Source organism: Pseudomonas sp. SJZ074, assembly GCF_007828215.1.
GTDB lineage: Bacteria > Pseudomonadota > Gammaproteobacteria > Pseudomonadales > Pseudomonadaceae > Aquipseudomonas.
Genome location: NZ_VIUE01000007.1, coordinates 13,109 through 31,335, shown reverse-complemented (window position 1 = coordinate 31,335; position 18,227 = coordinate 13,109). Strand labels below are relative to the sequence as shown.

Annotated in this window: 14 protein-coding genes and 1 tRNA gene; 3 read left to right on the top strand and 12 right to left on the bottom strand. The window is 58.9% G+C overall.

Annotated elements, in window-relative coordinates:
- Positions 1 to 33: 33 nt before the first annotated feature.
- The gene (gabT, locus tag FBX99_RS10625) at positions 34 to 1,311 is read right to left on the bottom strand and encodes a 4-aminobutyrate--2-oxoglutarate transaminase (RefSeq protein ID WP_047700115.1); all 1,278 of its coding nucleotides are present in this window, start codon (positions 1,309 to 1,311) and stop codon (positions 34 to 36) included.
- 174 nt (positions 1,312 to 1,485) lie between these two features.
- The gene (gene gabD, locus FBX99_RS10620; RefSeq protein WP_144929793.1) at positions 1,486 to 2,928 is read right to left on the bottom strand and encodes an NADP-dependent succinate-semialdehyde dehydrogenase; all 1,443 of its coding nucleotides are present in this window, start codon (positions 2,926 to 2,928) and stop codon (positions 1,486 to 1,488) included.
- Between the two features lie 349 nt (positions 2,929 to 3,277).
- On the opposite strand from gabD, the gene FBX99_RS10615 reads away from it, so the two are divergent.
- Positions 3,278 to 3,354: transfer RNA gene (locus FBX99_RS10615), tRNA-Arg, on the top strand.
- A 177-nt stretch (positions 3,355 to 3,531) separates the two neighbouring features.
- Positions 3,532 to 4,536, top strand: a complete 1,005-nt coding sequence (gene rhuM, locus FBX99_RS10610) for a RhuM family protein (RefSeq protein ID WP_144929794.1) — start codon at positions 3,532 to 3,534, stop codon at positions 4,534 to 4,536.
- A gap of 116 nt (positions 4,537 to 4,652) precedes the next feature.
- On the opposite strand, the gene FBX99_RS10605 is transcribed toward rhuM, so the two are convergent.
- The 10 genes from FBX99_RS10605 to FBX99_RS10560 all read right to left on the bottom strand — a co-directional run bounded on the left by FBX99_RS10605 (position 4,653) and on the right by FBX99_RS10560 (position 17,230).
- Positions 4,653 to 5,843 (bottom strand): Wadjet anti-phage system protein JetD domain-containing protein, encoded by a 1,191-nt coding sequence (locus FBX99_RS10605; protein WP_256662543.1) that lies wholly within the window; start codon positions 5,841 to 5,843, stop codon positions 4,653 to 4,655.
- Positions 5,794 to 9,099, bottom strand: coding sequence for an ATP-binding protein (locus FBX99_RS10600; protein WP_144929795.1), 3,306 nt, complete (start codon positions 9,097 to 9,099; stop codon positions 5,794 to 5,796). Before FBX99_RS10600 ends, FBX99_RS10605 begins: the two co-directional genes overlap by 50 nt.
- On the bottom strand, positions 9,096 to 9,845 hold the full coding sequence (locus tag FBX99_RS10595; RefSeq protein WP_178111898.1) for a DUF4194 domain-containing protein: 750 nt from the start codon (positions 9,843 to 9,845) through the stop codon (positions 9,096 to 9,098). Before FBX99_RS10595 ends, FBX99_RS10600 begins: the two co-directional genes overlap by 4 nt.
- Positions 9,846 to 9,847: 2 nt before the next feature.
- Positions 9,848 to 11,347 (bottom strand): DUF3375 domain-containing protein, encoded by a 1,500-nt coding sequence (locus FBX99_RS10590; protein WP_144929796.1) that lies wholly within the window; start codon positions 11,345 to 11,347, stop codon positions 9,848 to 9,850.
- Positions 11,348 to 11,483: 136 nt separating this feature from the next.
- Positions 11,484 to 12,008, bottom strand: coding sequence for a PIN domain-containing protein (locus FBX99_RS10585; RefSeq protein ID WP_144929797.1), 525 nt, complete (start codon positions 12,006 to 12,008; stop codon positions 11,484 to 11,486).
- 1 nt (position 12,009) lies between these two features.
- Positions 12,010 to 12,720: a hypothetical protein gene (locus tag FBX99_RS10580; protein ID WP_256662542.1), complete on the bottom strand. Its 711-nt coding sequence runs from the start codon at positions 12,718 to 12,720 to the stop codon at positions 12,010 to 12,012.
- A gap of 310 nt (positions 12,721 to 13,030) precedes the next feature.
- On the bottom strand, positions 13,031 to 13,645 hold the full coding sequence (locus FBX99_RS10575) for a hypothetical protein (protein WP_144929799.1): 615 nt from the start codon (positions 13,643 to 13,645) through the stop codon (positions 13,031 to 13,033).
- Positions 13,642 to 14,214 (bottom strand): RNA polymerase sigma factor, encoded by a 573-nt coding sequence (locus FBX99_RS10570; protein WP_144929800.1) that lies wholly within the window; start codon positions 14,212 to 14,214, stop codon positions 13,642 to 13,644. The genes FBX99_RS10575 and FBX99_RS10570 overlap by 4 nt, the downstream gene beginning before the upstream one ends.
- Positions 14,215 to 14,374: 160 nt before the next feature.
- Entirely contained in the window at positions 14,375 to 16,045 is a 1,671-nt protein-coding gene (locus tag FBX99_RS10565) for a VWA domain-containing protein (RefSeq protein ID WP_145131531.1), read from the bottom strand.
- 180 nt (positions 16,046 to 16,225) lie between these two features.
- Positions 16,226 to 17,230: a zinc-dependent alcohol dehydrogenase family protein gene (locus tag FBX99_RS10560; protein ID WP_256664047.1), complete on the bottom strand. Its 1,005-nt coding sequence runs from the start codon at positions 17,228 to 17,230 to the stop codon at positions 16,226 to 16,228.
- Positions 17,231 to 17,337: 107 nt separating this feature from the next.
- On the opposite strand from FBX99_RS10560, the gene FBX99_RS10555 reads away from it, so the two are divergent.
- Positions 17,338 to 18,216 (top strand): LysR family transcriptional regulator, encoded by an 879-nt coding sequence (locus tag FBX99_RS10555; protein ID WP_145131529.1) that lies wholly within the window; start codon positions 17,338 to 17,340, stop codon positions 18,214 to 18,216.
- Positions 18,217 to 18,227: the final 11 nt, after the last annotated feature.

Here is an 18,227-nt window from a genome sequence, read left to right as displayed (position 1 = left end):
GGTTTTTTGTGGGTCAGCGCACAGCTCGAAAAGTCAGAGTTCGGAGAAGCACTCTTCGAGGATCGCCAGGCCTTTGTCCAGCTGTTCGTCCGGCGAGGTCAGCGGCACCAGCACACGCAGGACGTTGCCATAAGTGCCGCAGGACAACAAGATCAACCCCTTGTCACGCGCCTTGGCCACGACCTGAGCCACGGCAGCGGCGTTCGGCTTATGGGTATCACCGTTTTCGAACAGCTCCACGGCAATCATCGCGCCCAGGGCACGGACTTCACCGATTACCGGGTATTTCTTCTGGATAGCCTTGAGGCCGCTGACCAGGCGCTCGCCCACGGCCTTGCAGCGATCCAGCAGGTGCTCTTCTTCGAACACTTCCATCACCGCCAGCGCCGCCGCGCAAGCGATCGGGCTGCCCGCATAGGTGCCACCCAGGCCACCCGGGGCGATGGCGTCCATGTATTCGGCCTTGCCGCAGACACCGGCCAGCGGGAAACCGCCAGCGATGGATTTGGCGAAGGTGGTCAGGTCGGCGGCAACGCCCATCTGTTCCATGGCAAAGAAGGTACCGGTACGGCCTGCGCCGGTCTGTACTTCGTCGGCGATCAGCAGAATGCCGTGCTGGTCGCACAGGGCGCGCAGGCGCTTCATGAACTCTTTAGGCGCCACATAGAAACCACCCTCGCCCTGCACCGGCTCGATGATGATTGCAGCAATGTCACGCGGCTCGGCGTCGTTCTTGAAGATGCGTTCGATGCTGGCGATGGAATCGTCGATGCTCACGCCGTGCAATTCGTTCGGGTACAGCGCACGGAAGATACCGCCAGGCATCAGGCCCATGCCGGCCGAGTACGGCACGACCTTGCCAGTCAGACCCAGAGTCATCATGGTGCGGCCGTGGTAGGCGCCAGTGAAAGCGATCACCCCGGCACGGCCAGTGGCGGCACGGGCGATCTTCACGGCGTTTTCCACTGCTTCGGAGCCGGTGGTTACCAGCAAGGTTTTCTTGGCAAAATCGCCGGGTACCTTGGCGTTGATTTTTTCGCACAGCTCCACGTATGGCTCGTAGGCCAAAACCTGGAAGCAGGTGTGGGTCAGCTTGTTCAACTGTTCGGTCACGGCAGCGATGATTTTCGGGTGCACGTGGCCGGTGTTCAGCACGGCGATACCGCCGGCGAAATCGATGAATTCGCGGCCTTCAACATCGGTCACCGTGGCGTTCTTCGCCGACTCGGCGAAGATCGGGTGGATCTGGCCGACGCCACGTGGAACGGCAGCGGTACGGCGGGCCATCAGATCAGCGTTAGTCTTGCTCATTACAGTCCTCATTCGCAGCTCAGGGCGGCGCGGCTCAAGGATTACACGGCGGGAATTCAACGGCGGCAGCATGCGATGATCGACTGCCACGGCGTTCCCGGCCGCAGAAAAAAGTGCAGTTTTGAAACGGCGCAAAGGGACAGCGCTCTCGTGCCCTTTGCGCTTGCAGCAGGATCAGATACCCAGGCAGAGGTACTTGATCTCCAAGTAGTCCTCGATGCCGTACTTGGAACCCTCACGGCCCAGGCCCGAAGCCTTGATGCCGCCGAACGGCGCGACTTCGTTGGAGATCAACCCGGTGTTGACGCCGACCATGCCGTATTCCAGGGCTTCGGCCACACGGAACACACGGCCCAGGTCACGGGCATAGAAGTACGAGGCCAGGCCGAACTCGGTGTCGTTGGACATCGCGATCACTTCGGCTTCGTCTTTGAAGCGGAACAGCGGCGCCAGCGGGCCGAAGGTTTCTTCCTTCGCCACGGCAGCGGTTTGCGGGACGTTGGTCAGGATGGTCGGCTCGAAGAAGTTGCCTTCCATCGCCTTGCCACCGGCCAGTACGGTCGCACCTTTGCCGACGGCATCGGCGATGTGCTCCTGGACCTTGGCGACGGCTTTCTCGTCGATCAGCGGACCGGTGGTGGTGCCGTCTTCCAGACCGTTGCCGATCTTGAGCTTGGCCACCGCGGCCTTGAGTTTTTCCGCGAACGCGTCGTACACCGAATCCTGGATGTACAGACGGTTGGCACAGACGCAGGTCTGGCCGTTGTTGCGGTACTTGGAAATGATCGCGCCTTCGACGGCCTTATCCAGGTCCGCGTCGTCGAACACGATGAACGGCGCGTTGCCGCCCAGTTCCAGGGAAACTTTCTTGATGTCCTTGGCACATTCGGCCATCAGTTGGCGACCGATTTCGGTCGAACCGGTGAAGGACAGCTTGCGCACGATCGGGTTGCTGGTCAGCTCGCCGCCGATGTCGCCGGCGCTGCCGGTGACCACGCTCAGCACGCCTTGCGGGATGCCGGCACGGTGCGCCAGTTCCACCAGGGCCAGGGCCGAAAACGGCGTTTGCGAGGCCGGTTTGATGACCATGGTGCAACCGGCGGCCAGAGCCGGGCCGGCCTTGCGGGTGATCATCGCGGCCGGGAAGTTCCACGGAGTAATGGCGGCGGTCACACCGATCGGCTGCTTGATCACGATCAGGCGCTTGTCGGGCTGGTGGCCGGGAATCACGTCACCGTAGATGCGCTTGGCTTCTTCGGCGAACCACTCGATGAACGACGCGGCATAGACGATTTCGCCCTTGGCTTCGGCCAGCGGCTTGCCCTGCTCCAGGGTCATCAGGCGACCGAGGTCGTCCTGATTCTCGATCAGCAATTCATACCAGCGGCGCAGCTTGTTGGCGCGCTCCTTGGCAGTCAGTGCACGCCAGGCCGGCAACGCCTTGTCGGCGGCCTCGATGGCGCGGCGGGTTTCGGCAGCGCCCATTTTCGGCACGGTACCCAACACTTCGCCCGTTGCCGGATTGGTGACCTTGATCGTCTGACCATTGTCCGCATCGACCCAAGCGCCATCGATGAAGGCTTGCTGGCGGAACAACTGGGTGTCTTTAAGCTGCATGTCGGCTTTCCTTAACAGCACCGCGCACACGCGGAGCGAATTAGAGTTGTAGAAAGGCGCCTTATGGGCTGCCGTCAGGGAAATCATTCACTGGGCTGAAGCACAGAAATAACGCACAACAAGCATAGACGTGCGGTTCAGCACCCAGACAGGAGCGTTTGAAATCTCAAACGAATCCTAGGGCCGATGGGGGTGAAGGACAATAGGCTGTTCGAAAAAAAGAACGAAAAAGACGAAATTGACCGTTTTTTCTGATCAGCGTAGCCAACGCCTGCCCCCAGGCCGGAAAACAACAGCAAATCAGCAGCATGGACGCCCGCCATGCATATGAGTATCATGGCGCCGCGTTGCACCAGTAGCTCAGCTGGATAGAGTACTGCCCTCCGAAGGCAGGGGTCGTGGGTTCGAATCCCGCCTGGTGCGCCAGATAATTGTTTCTAGTTGTCTATAGATGTCTACGAAACGCTCGACAGAGCCCGCTCCGTGCGGGCTCTGCCGTTTCTGATTATCTCTCGCTTTTAAAATCGGCAGGAAAAGGTAGCAGTTATGCAGCTACTGCTCACCGGCAAGCGCCGTCAAGGGAGATGAACTGGAGATCGCCTGATGGCAAATAGCGAGCTAATTCTCTACAGCACAGAAGACGGTCTGGCGCAGTTCACCTTGCGTGAAATGGATGGCCAAGTCTGGCTGACACAACTGGAAATGGCCGAGCTGTACCAGACCAGCAAGCAGAACATTGGCAAGCATATCCAAGCCATCATCACTGATGGGGAACTGGCTCAACGGGCAGTTGTAAACCAGAAGTTTACTACTGCCGCCGATGGCAAAGATTACCTGACCCATCTTTACGCCCTGCCGATGATTATCGCCGTAGGCTACCGGGTGCGCTCAACGCGTGGTACCCAGTTCCGTCAGTGGGCCACCCGCACCCTAGGTGAGTACTTGCAGAAGGGTTTCGTGATGGACGATGCCCGGCTAAAAGAGCCCCGCTGGGACTACTTCGATGAACTGCTCAAGCGCATCCGCGACATACAGGCCTCGGAGAAGCGTTTCTACCAGAAGGTACGCGACCTCTTCACCCTGGCCGAGGATTACCGAGCTAATGAGCAGGACACCGCCTGGCTCTTTGCCGAAGTGCAGAACAAGCTGTTTTTCGCCGTAACCGGCCACACCGCAGCCGAGCTGATCGTGCACCGTGCCGATGGCCGCGCCCCCAACATGAACCTGCTCAGCTTCAAGGGCGACCGGGTGCGCAAGGCCGATGTTGTGGTGGCCAAGAACTACCTGAACGCCGAGGAGCTAGACCAGCTCAATCGCCTGGTTGGCATGTTCCTGGACTTCGCAGAACTACGCGCCGAGCAGCGTAAGCACCTAATGCTCGCCGACTGGCGGCAATACATTGACAGCTTTATGGCCTTCAACGAGCAACCGCTCCTGCGCACCGCAGGCAGCGTCAGCCATGAACAAATGAAACAGCTGGTACATGAGCGATACGAGCAGTTCGACCAGCACCGCCGACAGGCCGAAGCCCTAGCCACCGATGCCCAAGAGTTGGCAGAGCTGGAGCGTTTGGAAAAGCGCCTGAACAGTCAAAAAAAGAAACATTGACCACTCGCGAAATCGCAATTGCGCATTGCCCGGCATTATCCCGTGCTCCCTGCCCCAAAACTTCAGGAAGTTTGCTTAACGGCGGCTGAGCAACCGTTGACTCCCTATCAGCAGCTCTATACGGGGATCTTTCGAACCCACTCCCTGATAGCCCGCTCCACTCGTGCCTTTGGCAGATACTCCTGCTCGAGACGTCCTCGTTCTTGCACCAGCAGATACCGATAGAAACCCGCTTCGTCAGCCAGCAAACCAGGCGGAGCCAACTCTGGAGCTTTGGTTGGCTCAACGACTGCGTTACCCAACGAGTGCTGTTCAAACAGCTCCTGTTCCATCAATAGTGCCTGGACTGCGGGTTGATGGAGTCTCGCTCGCGCCAGCATCAGCAAGCCCCAGGTGTCCATATCGCCCCAGTAAGCGATCTGTTTCCCGGCCAAGTGTGCAGATGCCAACCACTGCAAATCGAGTCCTGCGCCCAATACAGCCAGGGTGTCCGGTAAGGTTTCTGGCAGCAAGTGAATGCATTGCTCATTTTCCACCACGAGCAATCGAGAACCGGGAAGTGGGGTCTCGGCCAGCTCCGCAGTGCTGAGCCTAAGCCGCTTGAAGGGCAACAGCTCAGGCTGAAGAGGAACGATCAGAACCCAATGATTGGCTTCTTCAAAGGCATCCAGAAACGTCGCCAAGCCTTGTTCGGACGCCGCGCCTTCGAAGCGCTCGTCGAGGAGCTTGGTCAGTAAGCTGGCGTTGCGCTCGAAAAACTTGGTGTCTACGCCGTGCTCGGCAAGCAGGCGCAGTGGACGGCCTTGAGCGCAGCCCGGCGACAACCGGGTGGCGAGTCGCGCCGTGGCGACGACTTCTTCAGACGGCTTCGTTAACCACAAGCTCCGTTGTGCCACCAGCAACGCATGAAAGGCGCTGTCTACCTGCTCGACCAGATACTCGAGTTGAGCGTATTCCTGGCTGACCATTGGATCATTGGTCGCGGCAACCCATTCGGAGGGACTGCGCAAGTGCCAGCGCATCGGCAAGGAAATGGGGGCCAGCCCTGCTCGGTAGCTGACGGGTTCCCAGTCGACCTTACCCACGTTCACGCCCCGCCAGTTTTCCACATGCCGGAGCACCGCCTGGATATTGTCAGTGAAGAGTCGTGCCGAAGGCTTACCGATGCTGAGGCTTTGCGGCCAACTAGCGGGATTGAGCAAACGGTCCAACCGAACACTGGAGCGCTGCCATTGTCTGGCCAAGTTGCGGCCGATCTCAGTGGGCGACTTCATGCATGGCCTTGATACGCTGTTGATGATGCTCATCCAACGCTTCCCAGCTCAGGGAAACCAGACTGGATTCCATGCCACGCCGATGAACGACGACTGCCGAGCGAGTGTGATGGCGTAACAGGCGCATTTCCTTGTTGGGCGTAATGAAGACAGCGTGTAGGCCAAACTCCTTCAGCGCCGCGATGATCCGACCGGCAACCGCATGAGAACTGCGCGAGAACGCCTCGTCGAGTACGATGGTGCCGAACAACGGCCGGCTGCTGCCGTCGGGACAGAGCGCATAACTGAGAGAAGCGGTCAGTACATAGGAGGCGATGATCTCCTTCTCGCCACCGCTACCACCTTGAGAGCCTGTTCGGGTCTCGATGACGCTCCTGCTTTCTCGATCAATCACCGATACCGCGAATTCCAGGCGAAAGCGCGGATCCAGAAGCGCCTTTGCCCCCTGATTCCTGTTGTGTTCACAGGCGTCCTTGAGCAGTCCGACGAGCTCCTGCAATGCCTTGTAATGGCTCTCGCCCTCATCATCGATGAAACGCGCCGAGTTCAGTTGGCGCTGAGCGTGTTGCAGGGTGCGCAGACTTTCATGGATGACCTTTTTTGCAACCAAGCGCAAATAGCGCCCGGGCTGGAAATCGACACGCTGCATCGTACTGTTCAGGTCATCCAGGCGCTCCTCAATCATAGAGACTTCATGGTCGATATAGCTGAGCAGTTGGGTGACGCCGTCATCCGAGGAACGATTGAGGTATTCCAGGAAGCGCTTGAGTTTCTCGGGTAGGGCTTCCTCGGTTAGCACACGTAGACGCTCCAGATATTTGGGTACATCCATCAGCTCTCGCCCGACCTCTGCAAGCGCCCCGGTATCTATCTTCAGGGCGTCAGACATACGTTTGGCAAGCTCTGTTTTCTGGTCGCCCAGTTTCTCGCCGAGCGCTTTGAGCTGTCCTTGCAGCTCACGCGTATGCTTGCGCTCCAGCTCGACAATATCGCCGAGGTCATCGGCGGTCAGGGTCGGGAAATGCGCTTGTGCCAGTTCACGCTGCGTATCACTTAGCCCCTTCTCGGCACTGTGATAGGCCTTACGAGTAGCGGATGCGGCCTGGTCAAACTGAGTTCTCAACCGTACACGCTGCTCGATCCGTTGGCGCAGCTGCTGATCCAGAGAATCCTGCAGGGCCTCGGCTTCATCCAGCTCAGCCTTGATCATCGCAAGGTCAGAATCGGGGCGCGTAAGGGTGCCCAACTGAGTACGCAACGACTCCAGCTGACGCTCGGCGCCCGGCAGATCAATTTCCTCGAACTGCAGTTCTTCGACGCGTTGCAGCAGCGAAGCTCGAGTCTCCAACTGACGGACACCGCTCTGGGCAGCATCCAAGGCCAGCCTGGCAGGCGCGAGCTGTTCATTGACCTCGCGAATTTGCTCAGCCAAGAAGGCCAGACGGTCGCGGTTATCGAAGCCAGTCAGCCAGTCTTCATCCAGGCGCTTTTGATCCTGCTTGTCGAAGAAGCGTTCTTTACCCGACATCAACCCCTGGGCCGTCATGGCGTGAGGGGTATGACGTAATTGCTCCGTGCTTTCGACGCAGTGGCGATCATTGTCCGCCAGTAGTGCCTTTACAGCTTCTCGGTACGGATGCTCCTTGAAGGTTAACTTGCGGGTAAAACCATCATCAAAGAACACTGATCGCGAAGACCGCTCGTTTACCTCCAACAGGCGCACATGCAAGCGGTTGTGCCGTTGGTTCACCCAGCGCAGTGCAGCCTGGGATGACCCCTGCGGCACCAGGATACGTAGCCGGTGGCTACCGATGGCCCGCTCGATGGCACCCCGCCAGGCCAGCTCCTCGGGCTTGACCTGAACCAACTCGGCAACAAAAGGCAGAGCCGACTCATCGACTCCAAGCTCCTGCGCCAGATCGCTTCGAAAAGCATGAAAGTGCCCGGGCAGGTTCGAGCCTGGCCGTCTCTCAACCTCAGCACACTCCTGCTGTAAAGTCTGTAGACGACCATTCAGCTCCTGCTGGACGACGCCTGCGTTGAACGCCTTTTGGCGCGCGGCATTAATTTGCTGGGTCAGTATTTCCAATCGTGCCGCGATCTGCTGCTGATTCTCCTTGAGAGCAGCGGCCGATAACTCATCCGATAGTCCAAGCCCTTTGGCCAAGCGTTGGTATTGCTCGGCTTTCAGGCTGCGCTTATCGCACTCCCTGACCCAATCACCGATGCGCTCGCGTAATTGATCTATCCCTGCGCCGCCTACTCGCAGATAGCGCTGATGATGTTGATCGACCACGCCCTTCTGGATCTCAAGCTGACTCTTAAACTGCTCCTGATCCAGTTCGGCCTGTTTGTGTTCCTTCTCGAGCCTATTGGTTTCAGCCAACCACAGGCGATAACCCTGCTCGGCAAACCAGACCGGAAGAATGCCTTCGAGAGCTTGTTTATCCTGCAGCTGTTCTTGCAAGGCCCCATAGCGCTCCCAGCCATCGGCGACCGGTTGCAATGAGCGCTGTTGCTTTCTAGCGGTTTCCAGCTCTCGGTGGATGTCAGTTAGATCATCGAAGCTGCTGGCGACCTCGGCAGCCCGCTCGAAGGCGGAGCGGTCATCCAGCACCAACTCTCGAAAGATCTCATCAATACTATTGAGCTGCTTCAGGCCGGCAGCGCGGTTGAGCAGGGTGAATGCGTTTTCGCCGACCTCGAAATAATCCCTCAGCCTGGCCAAGAAAGTTTTCTTGCTCGGATAAGGCCAGATACCAGTCCCTTCCTTCTCCATTTGACGCAGAGCCCGCATGCCGCCTGAGTGATGCTGGCTGAGCCAATGCTCAAGAGTCTGCTCGGGGGACTCGCTTAACAGCCAAAGTTTTTTCAGATCTGATGCCGAGGAGCTTGTGCTCTCGAACCAAAGCACAGCGCCCAGTCGAACCTGCGTACCGTCACGCTCGAGCGTGGCTGCAATTGCGGTTACCGTCTTACCCTGGCGAGCTATATGAGATTGCTTCACACCACCGTCCCCGGGGCCGGTCACTCCCCGCACATAGGACACCAGATCCCGGTCACTTTCATGCCCCCCCGTGGATGCCAGGTTGTAGCGCGGATTGGCGCACAGCAAGGTCATCAAAGCGTCCACCAGCGTCGTTTTACCGCTGCCTGTCGGGCCGATCACGGCGGTACCGGAGGGATCGATCTCGGCACGGTGATAGCCCTGAAAGCCGCCCCAGTTATAGAGTTCGATGCTGCTGAGAATGAAGGTCTCGCTGTCACGCCAGAGGAGGGTCTGCTTCATGCCATGTCCTCCTCGCTATCAGCAGCCAGCGTCGCCGTGCCCTCCACTTGCTCTCGCAGCCATGCCACCAGCGCCTGCAGGTTCTCCGGGTTGGCCAAATGCGTGATGATGGGGCGAATGATGACGCGATCATGTGCGTCTGGAGCCGATACCAAACCATGCCCCTTGAGCTGGTCAAGCAGCGTGATGATGCGATTGCGCTCCTTCGCCTCACTGCCCAGTTCTCCCATGTAAAGCTGCACCTGCGGAATCAAATCATCAACCGCTACCAGCGCCTGAATGACTCCCGTACCGCTTTCCTGTTCGAACGCTATGAAATGCTGTCGCAAAATGGCAATCAGCAGTGATTGTTCCAGATTCAGCCTTTGCCGACGCACAAGTGGATGCGACCACTCATCCTGCTCTGCCGACTCATCCTGGCGAACGATAACAAACACTAGCCCCCGAACCTCATCGAGCCCCATGGCAAGGTCGAGCGGTTCCAGAACTCTATCTACCTCCTCGACATTGGAAAGCGCTGAGCGATATAGATTGGGCTTGTGACTCTGTTCCAGCAGCCCGTACTTGAGCAACTCCTGTACGGCCTCGCGTACCCGTTGCGGCGACCGGCGCTCATCGACGTGTACAGCCGAACTCATGACAGGTTGTTCCTCATCCATGCCGTCACCCCACGTCATGGGCTCCACCGTCAGTGCCGTTTCGTCTGCACTATGGGCGCCTGCAATTCGATCGAAGATCCCTGCCATGCTCACAACTCCCAATCGATATCCTTGAGTGCCTCGTGGTCGAGTCCGACGTAAGGCAAATTGAAGCGCCAGCGTAGCTGCTCCTCGTCAACTAACTCCACGAGCTGACGCTCCTCTGTCAGCACCTCAATACCTGCCTCGCGCGCCATCGCCAACCAGAGCGCAAAGGTTTCCAAGTCGTGGGCAGGTGGAAGCAAAGATGCAAGTTCCCCGAGACTCACAGGTCGCCCCTGTGCCACCAGAACTGCCAGGGTGTTCTGTATCAGCGCTCCACGATCCAGTCCATCGAAGGCATCCCAAAAGTCGTCATCAATTTGTTCCAGTCCCGCTGGCTTCAAACTCAGATCCAGCTCACCCGTATCATCGTCATCCAAGGCTTTGAAGCGCAGACGCTCGATTGCCGGAATACCGGTAATGGCTACGCCAACCGGCGGTAGACAGACAGGCTTACGGCGTTCTGGCTGGCGTTGCCAATCGACGCTGAGCGATAAATTGAAGAAGTCGTTGAGTAATTGTCCGACGCGATGATGCTCGGCAGCCAGCCCCGTCTTCATGAAGCCGCGGACATCGCGCTCGCTTCGGGCGCGTGCCTGGAGCACAGCCTGCGACTCCCGAACCAGGCGTAAAGCCAACCAACGCAGCTCACGTTGCTGGGGACGATTCAACGCCTTTGGAACCGCCGGGTGACGAAGGATAGTGCGCAAGCGCTCTCGCATGACTTCCAGCTCAGCGGACTGCCTCAGTTGCTGCTGGAAGCTTTCGAAGACACGCCCCTCCGGTGTATTAAGTAGAGCATCTTGACCATCCAGCAAGCGATCGACGATTTCGCCCCGGTGAGATTGCTCGCTGATGATGGAGTGTCGAAGAGCGCGATCAGCCTCGCGCCAAGAATCTTCAACTCGTCGAAAGTCAGCGCGCAGGCTGGTGGCCAGGTTATATATCTCGCGTATGCCTTCTATCGCCTGTGCTTCATCCAGCACGACAACGTGACCAGCCTCTACCTGCGCTAGCTCGTGCTCCAAATCCTGGATGCGGCGGCGAATGCTGATAATACGGCCAGTTGGGCTGGGGTTCAGACCTGTTTCCAGGTTTTCGATTTCGCGCTGGACCACCGAAAGGCGCGATGCCGTAGTGGTCATGATCCGGCTATCCAACGAGTCGACAAACTGGATGGCGGACTCCAACGCGTCGGTTGCGTAGATCCGGCCCTCCCGCTCGACTACAAGACGCCGCTTAATCCACTCACGAAGTTCACGACCTGCTTGGAGATGCGTTGCATCCGGGTCGATCTCATAGAGCTCCTGGCTGGCGTAAGCAGTCAGCATTTCAGATAGAGCCTGCAGCGCGTCCTCCATGGGAATCCCATCGTGCGCCCGCTCGAAAAGTGTTCGTAGGCAACCCAGTACGAGCGGAGCACGACGCGAGGCGAGCAAAAGCCACGCCGGGTGCTGGCTGCGGGTGGATACATAGCGTTCTGAACGCTGTTGCGCGCTTTCTTCCATGACGGCCACATTCAAAGATTGTCTGAGCACAAAAAGCCCCGAGTCGTAAGACCTGGGGCTTTTTATGGGTGATCGCTTTTACGCTCCGCGTGGTAATGAAAACAAATGAATCCCGTTGTCTACGTTCCAATAAATCCTAGGGATCGAGATTGACCTCGAGTTGCTCGGGAGCCGGCTCAATATCTCCCAGCGATCGCACCACAAGCCCACACTTCTGAGCCTTGGAGTAAAGCCCCGCATCATGAGTCCAGATTTCATCAGCATTGGTTGCCAAGGCTGTCGCAATGATCTGACGATCAAAACGTAACTTGGCTTTCGTTGCTGCCGGATCAAGCACCTTCAGTTCGTTGTCATCAACCATTCGAGCACATTCAACCGCTGCGATCTGATCAAACGATACTATTTCAAAACATGAGAGGCCGTTTATGACATCAAGGTGACTCTGATGAAAATCCCGATCAATGCCGACCAGATACTCAGCCAGTGCAGGTGTTGGGATCAACACGGTCCCGCCCCTCGCGTCGACCAGTTCAATCAGGGCCTCAGCTCTAGCCTCCGCCCTATCAATATCGTGCCCCGTGGCGGGATCAACCAAGACGATACCGTCCTTTGCATTTCCCAAGGCTTGGACGAGAACATTAGTATCAAGAACTATGCGCACCTCACCCCCTTAGGTTCTGAATCGTTCCATGAGGGTCATCCATCTCGCTCCAGGTGATACCACCAAGTTCTTTGAGCTGGGTAACAGCGCTACGCAAAGAGGTTTTTTCGAGCTTTTCGTAAGACTGAATGAACATTTTTCGCAGCCGCCAGCCACCATGCGGTCGACTTTCCCATTCCCCCTTCCCGTGAACCCGGACATGCTTGAACAACAGCTTGCCCAGTTGTTCAGCCAATGCCGTATCGGCTTCACAAAGAAGCGTTTCGCCACCAGCCCCCTCAAGCCGAACAGGAACCGTCTCATCCTTCCCGCCTACCACATACAAGCGGCCTTGGACGCTACCTTGTTTAATGACAATCATGGGAGGTAAAGCCGCCTTGGCTTTGGGAAATTGAAGAATGTTCGCATCCGCTGCTTGCAGGACACCATCCACTCGATCTTGCTCCATCAGTGTGGATAGCTGCTGATACGCTTTTCTTGCCCGCTTAGGACCGATTCCCTGAGCGGCCTCGCGCACCCTGTTTAACACGTGGGGATATTTCTCATCCTCAACCCATGTATTCAGGCAGACACAGCCTTCGGTGACAGAGTCAAAATGAACATTATCTTGCGAGCCAAAAAGCTCAGCGAGCTCACACAGATAATCCGTCAAGCGAGCCATCGAGAGCTTGCTTGGGTCGGTTCCGTCGAGTTCGAGCGTCAGCTTTTTCATGCTGGCGAGTATAGTTCCGCTCATATGATCCTGCTACGCCTGCATTTGTAACGCCAAGCGGTGACGGACCGCTTACAGCTTCGCCTGCCCTCTCCAGCAATATTGCAACTTACCACTTCACGCCCCCATTCCTGAGGTTTGCATGAATCATCGTAGCGAGAAAACTTGCTCCCGCTTGAGTGCGAAGCGCTCACAAAAAAGGGCTGCGGTACAGCCCAGCGGGAGCAAGCTCCCTCGCCACCGGTTCATTGACATCCTGAAGTAAGCAGCATTGATGTGCGGACACTGGGCTTCATATGCGCCGATTCCCTCAACGCTTCTGCAACGCCTCCAGCCGTGCCGGCAAGTCTTCCTTGGGGAAACGCTTGTGCAGCGCGAGCAGTTTCTCATCCGCCGCCTTGGTCTGCCCCGCCTGGCGCAGCCGCAGGATTTCCAGCAACCCCTGCTCCAGCGAAGGGGGTGCGGCGGGTACGGATTGGCTCTTTTTCGCCATGGGCTTATCCGCCTGGACTTGCACAGGCTGCTCCGGTTCCCGGCTCAGTTCACCCAGGGGCGCCATGCGCGCCATCGGTGCCGGAGCAGCAGGGGCGGCCGGAGCGGGGGCAACGGCAAGTTCTTGTCGGGCAGCGGAATAATCCAGCGTTGCCGGCGCCGCCAGTTCGTCCCTTGGAACCGGCGAACGCAGCACCAGACCGATCATCAGCGCCACACCCGCCACCGTGGCGAACGCCATTTGCCAGCGCGGCCGTTGGCAGGCCTGCAGCCAACGTTGCCACAGGCTCGGCCTGGGCGCCGGCGCTTCGCGGCGGGCGGTGGCCAGGATGAAGGCGTCCAGGGACGCGGGGGGCTCGCCGCCGGTGTGTTGGCGGAAATGCTCGACCAGCGCTTCGTCGGCGGGATCCGGGGTCTGTCGGGAGTCAATCATGCGGGTACCTCCTCGGCCAGCAGCCGGTGCAGCTTCTGCTGGGCGTAACGCAAACGGCTCTTTACTGTTTCCAGCGGGACGCCGGTCAAGGCAGCGATCTGTGGCAGCTCCAGATCGCCGTGCAGGCGCAGCAGGAAGACTTCGCGCTGGTCTTCGGGCAAGGCCTGCAACGCGGCCTCCAGGCGGCCCTGATCGCGGCTCAGGCTCAACTGTTGTTCCGGGCTATTGGCGTCGTCGGTCTGGACGTGAAGCTGCTCGTCATAGCTGTCATGCAATGGATTGTGAACACCGTGCCGGCGCCAGTGATCGATCAATCGGTTGCGGGCAATCTGGAACAGCCAGGTACGAAAACTCGCCCGTCCTTGTGGCTGGGTGCTGCTGCGGATCAGGCTGAGCCAGGTGTCTTGGAAGACCTCCTCGGCCAGCTCGGCCTTGTTGCTCAAGGATACGAGGAAACGGTAAAGCCCCTGCCGATGCCGCGCATACAGGATTTCAAAACTGGCGCCATCACCGTCGCGGTAGCGGGCCAGCAGCGTTTCGTCGCTGACGGAGTCAATCGGGGTGGGCATTTGGGTGGCGGATTCCTTCCAGTTGAAATGCGATTCTGCAAACAGCACAGGCCCGCTGTGGGAGCGAGCCTGCTCACGAAGGCGATGTGTCAGCCAACTTTTCCATTGACTGGTCCACCGCCATCGCAAGCAGGCTCCCGCACAGGGATCCTCGCTAGACTCAGGAGCCGTGCTTGACCTCAGGCGTGAGGCTCTGCGCCAGCTCGACCATCTGCACGAACTCGGCACGCAACCCGAAGGGGTCATCGCCCCGGGCAGAACGGGCCAACTGAGCGGTGTCCTTCAAACTCATCGACCCAGTGTAGCGCCCCTCACCCTTGAGTTGCTGTGCAAAGGCTGCCACCGCGGCCGAGAAACGCAGGTCATCGCTGGCCTTGCCTTCGCCCTGGGCACCGGCAATGGGATGCTCGATCAGCCGGCTGCTGCCGCCCTCAGCGGGCTTGTAGCGTACCCGCAACATCGCCAGCTCACCGGCCTTGCCCTCTTGTTTGGGCTGCGGGCTGGCATAGCGCAGCGGCTCCAGCCAACCCTGCTCACCTTTGGGTACGATTTCATACAGCGCCGTCACCGTGTGCCCCGCGCCGATTTCGCCGGCATCGACCTTGTCGTTGTTGAAATCCTCACGTTTCAGGACGCGGTTCTCATAACCCAACAGGCGATACTCGCTGACCTGGGCCGGGTTGAACTCCACCTGCAACTTCACATCCCGCGCCACCACCGCCAGAGTCGAGCTGAGCTGGTCCACCAGCACCTTGCGCGCTTCGAGCAAGTTGTCGATGTAGGCGTAGTTGCCGTCGCCGGCATCGGCCAGTTGTTCCATCAGGTGTTCGTTGTAGTTATCCACACCGAAACCCAGGGTCGTCAGAGAGACGCCACTTTTACGCTGGTCCACCGCCATCTGCTTGAGGCTGTCGAAATCACTGATGCCGACGTTGAAGTCGCCGTCGGTGGCCAGCAGGATGCGGTTGATACCTTTGTCGATAAAGCTCTCCCGGGCCATCTGGTAAGCCAGTTCGATACCCGAAGCGCCTGCGGTGGAGCCTCCGGCATTCAACTGATCGATGGCGTTGCGGATCTTGGCTTTATCGCGACCCGAGGTGGGCTTGAGCACCACCCGCGACTCACCGGCATAGACCACCAGGGATACCCGATCCTGATCGCGCAACTGGTCCACCAGCAACTTCAGCGTGCTTTTGACCAGTGGCAGGCCTTCACGACGGTCCATCGAGCCGGAAACGTCCACCAGGAAGACCAGGTTGGCCGGCGCCAGGTCCGCCACGGCGCGGTCGGAAGCCTTGATGCCGATGCGCAGCAAACGGGTGTGAGGGTTCCACGGCGACGGCGCCACTTCGGTGGTCACGCCAAATGGCGAACCATCGGTAGGCAGTGCGTAGGTGTAGGGAAAGTAGTTAACCATTTCCTCCAGCCGCACAGCCCCTTCGGGCGGCAGGCTACCCTGGTTGAGGAAACGTCGCACATTGGCGTAGCTACCGGTGTCGACATCCACGCTGAAGGTCGACACCGGTGTTTCAGCAACGCTGTGGATGGGATTGTCCGGAAGTTTTTCATATTGTTCCCGCGGCTCGCTGCGGTAATCCGCAACGGCGGTATCGCTTGCCACCCGTAGCGAACCAACCGGCGCCGGCACGACCATGCGCTTGACCTGAGACGGCGCGGGGGCGATCTCGTGTTGCAGTTCGGGCTTGGCGGCCGCTGCGGCGGGTTCGGCGGTCTCTCGGGACGAAGACAACCCACAACCCGCCAGCGCCACCAATAAGGTCACGGTGAAGCCCTGGGCTGCAGGACGAAGAAATGGACGGGGACGGGACATGGGCTGAACCTCGTGAGTGAATGATCCGTTCACAAGCTCAGACGAGGAGGATTTGCGGTTCGGGTTAACGACAGCAAATTTTTTTTGGCGGCGCAGAAACAGCAGCGCCTGGCCATCGTGGATGCCCAGGCGCAAGAGGCGGCTAGCGAGACGGCACATGACCGGCAACGGGAGATCCAATCATTCAGTCCCGATTTCCACCACCGTTTTCCCTTGTCCGCACCCTCCGGCCACTTGCACAAACGCGTCATTGACCTCGCCCAGGCCAAACCGCCGTGGATCGACCTTGATCCGCAGTTTCCCGGCCTCAACCAGCCCTGCCGCCTCGCGCAAGATCTGGCCATGGCGCTCGCGCCCCTTGCCGGTCAGCAAGGGCATCAAGGTAAATACACCGGAATAACTCGCGCCACGAAACGACAATGGCGCCAGGCTGTGTTGTCCCCAGCCCAGGCAACTGAGGACGTGGCCGGTGTAGGTCTTCACGGCGTTGAACGACGCGTCCAGGGTCGGGCCGCCGACCGTGTCATAAACGATGTCGAAGCCCTCGCCATCGGTGTGCAGGCGTACGTAGCTGTCGGTGTCCTCGGATCGGTAGTCAATGACCGTCGCGCCCAGCTCACGGATGAAATCCAGGCTGCCGATCGAGCCGGTGGCATAGACCTCGGCGCCCCGTGCCCTGGCGATCTGCACGGCCATTTGACCGACACCACCCGCGCCACCATGGATCAGCACTTGCTGGCCGGCACGGACATTGGCGCGATCCACCAGCCCTTCCCAGGCCGTGATGAAGACCAGCGGCAATGCCGCCGCTTCCCGCATGCTCAGTGAAACGGGTTTGGGCGCGATCAGGCGAGCATCAACAGCAATGTATTCGGCCAGGGCGCCTTGAGCGCCGCCGATACCTCCTGCCATGCCGAAGACTTCCTCGCCGAGGACAAAGTCATTCACACCTTCCCCCAACGCTACGACCGTTCCGGCCAGGTCAATTCCTAATACAGCAGGCAGCGGCTGACGAGCATGGGCACCGCCCCCTGCCGCGATCTTGGTATCCAGTGGGTTGATTCCTACAGCGTGGACCTTGATCAAGACCTGTCCCTTGCCCGGAACAGGCCGGGGAATGTAGCGGACGATCAAGGGAGCCTGGGCAGCTTCGGCGACGGCGGCGGGCATGGTGTTGTTGTTCATGACGGTAAACCTCCAATGGGTGGGTAGGTTCATGTTGCGAGCAACGACGCATTCCGATAAGTGAGCAACAATGGATAGGATTTATTCCCCAAAGAGGCCAAATCCCCATGGATCTGTTCGACGCTATGCAGGTATTCGTACGGGTGGTGGAACGCGGCTCGTTCTCGGCCGTCGCCAGGGAACTGAACCTGGGTCAACCGGCAGTGAGCAAACAGATCCGCGGGTTGGAGAAACACCTGGGCGGAGCACTGTTTGCCCGCAGCACCCGCCATCTGGCATTGACCGACCAAGGCCAGCGATTCTACGCCCAGAGCAAGGACATCCTTGCCAGCCTGGACACCGCCCGGCTCAGTTTCGCCAGCGGACAGGAACAAGTCGCCGGCCTGCTGCGCGTGGCGGCGCCGGTGAGTTTCGGACGGTTATGCATAGCACCTTTGGTGGGTGACTTCCTGGCGCTTCATCCACAAGTTCGGATCGATCTGAGACTGAGCGATCACCATGAGGATGTATTGAAGGAAAACATCGACGTGGCCATTCGTATCGGCGCAATCAAGAACGAAGGACTGGTGGCCTTGAAGCTCGGCGAGAGCACGCGCCGGGTGTATGCCTCTCCCGCCTACCTGCAACGGTACGGTACACCACTCGAACCGTCCGACCTATCCCGTCATAACTGCCTGGGGTTTACCCTGCTGGAGCATTATGACGTCTGGCAGTTCGACTGCCAGGGCGAGCGACATCACGTGACGATCAAGGGCAACGTCACCAGCAACAGCAGCGAAGCGATCCGGGAAATGGTGCTTAGCGGGTTAGGCCTTTCGCTTTCACCCCAGTGGTTGTTCGCCGCCGATGTCCGCCAGGGAACCGTGGCCCACGTGCTCGCTCCTTATCAGCCGACGGCATTGCCCATCCACGCGGTATTCAGCCAGGACCGACGCCGCTCGGCACGCACCCGGGCCTTTGTGGACTTTTTGCGCGAACGCCTTTGAAGGCTGAACCT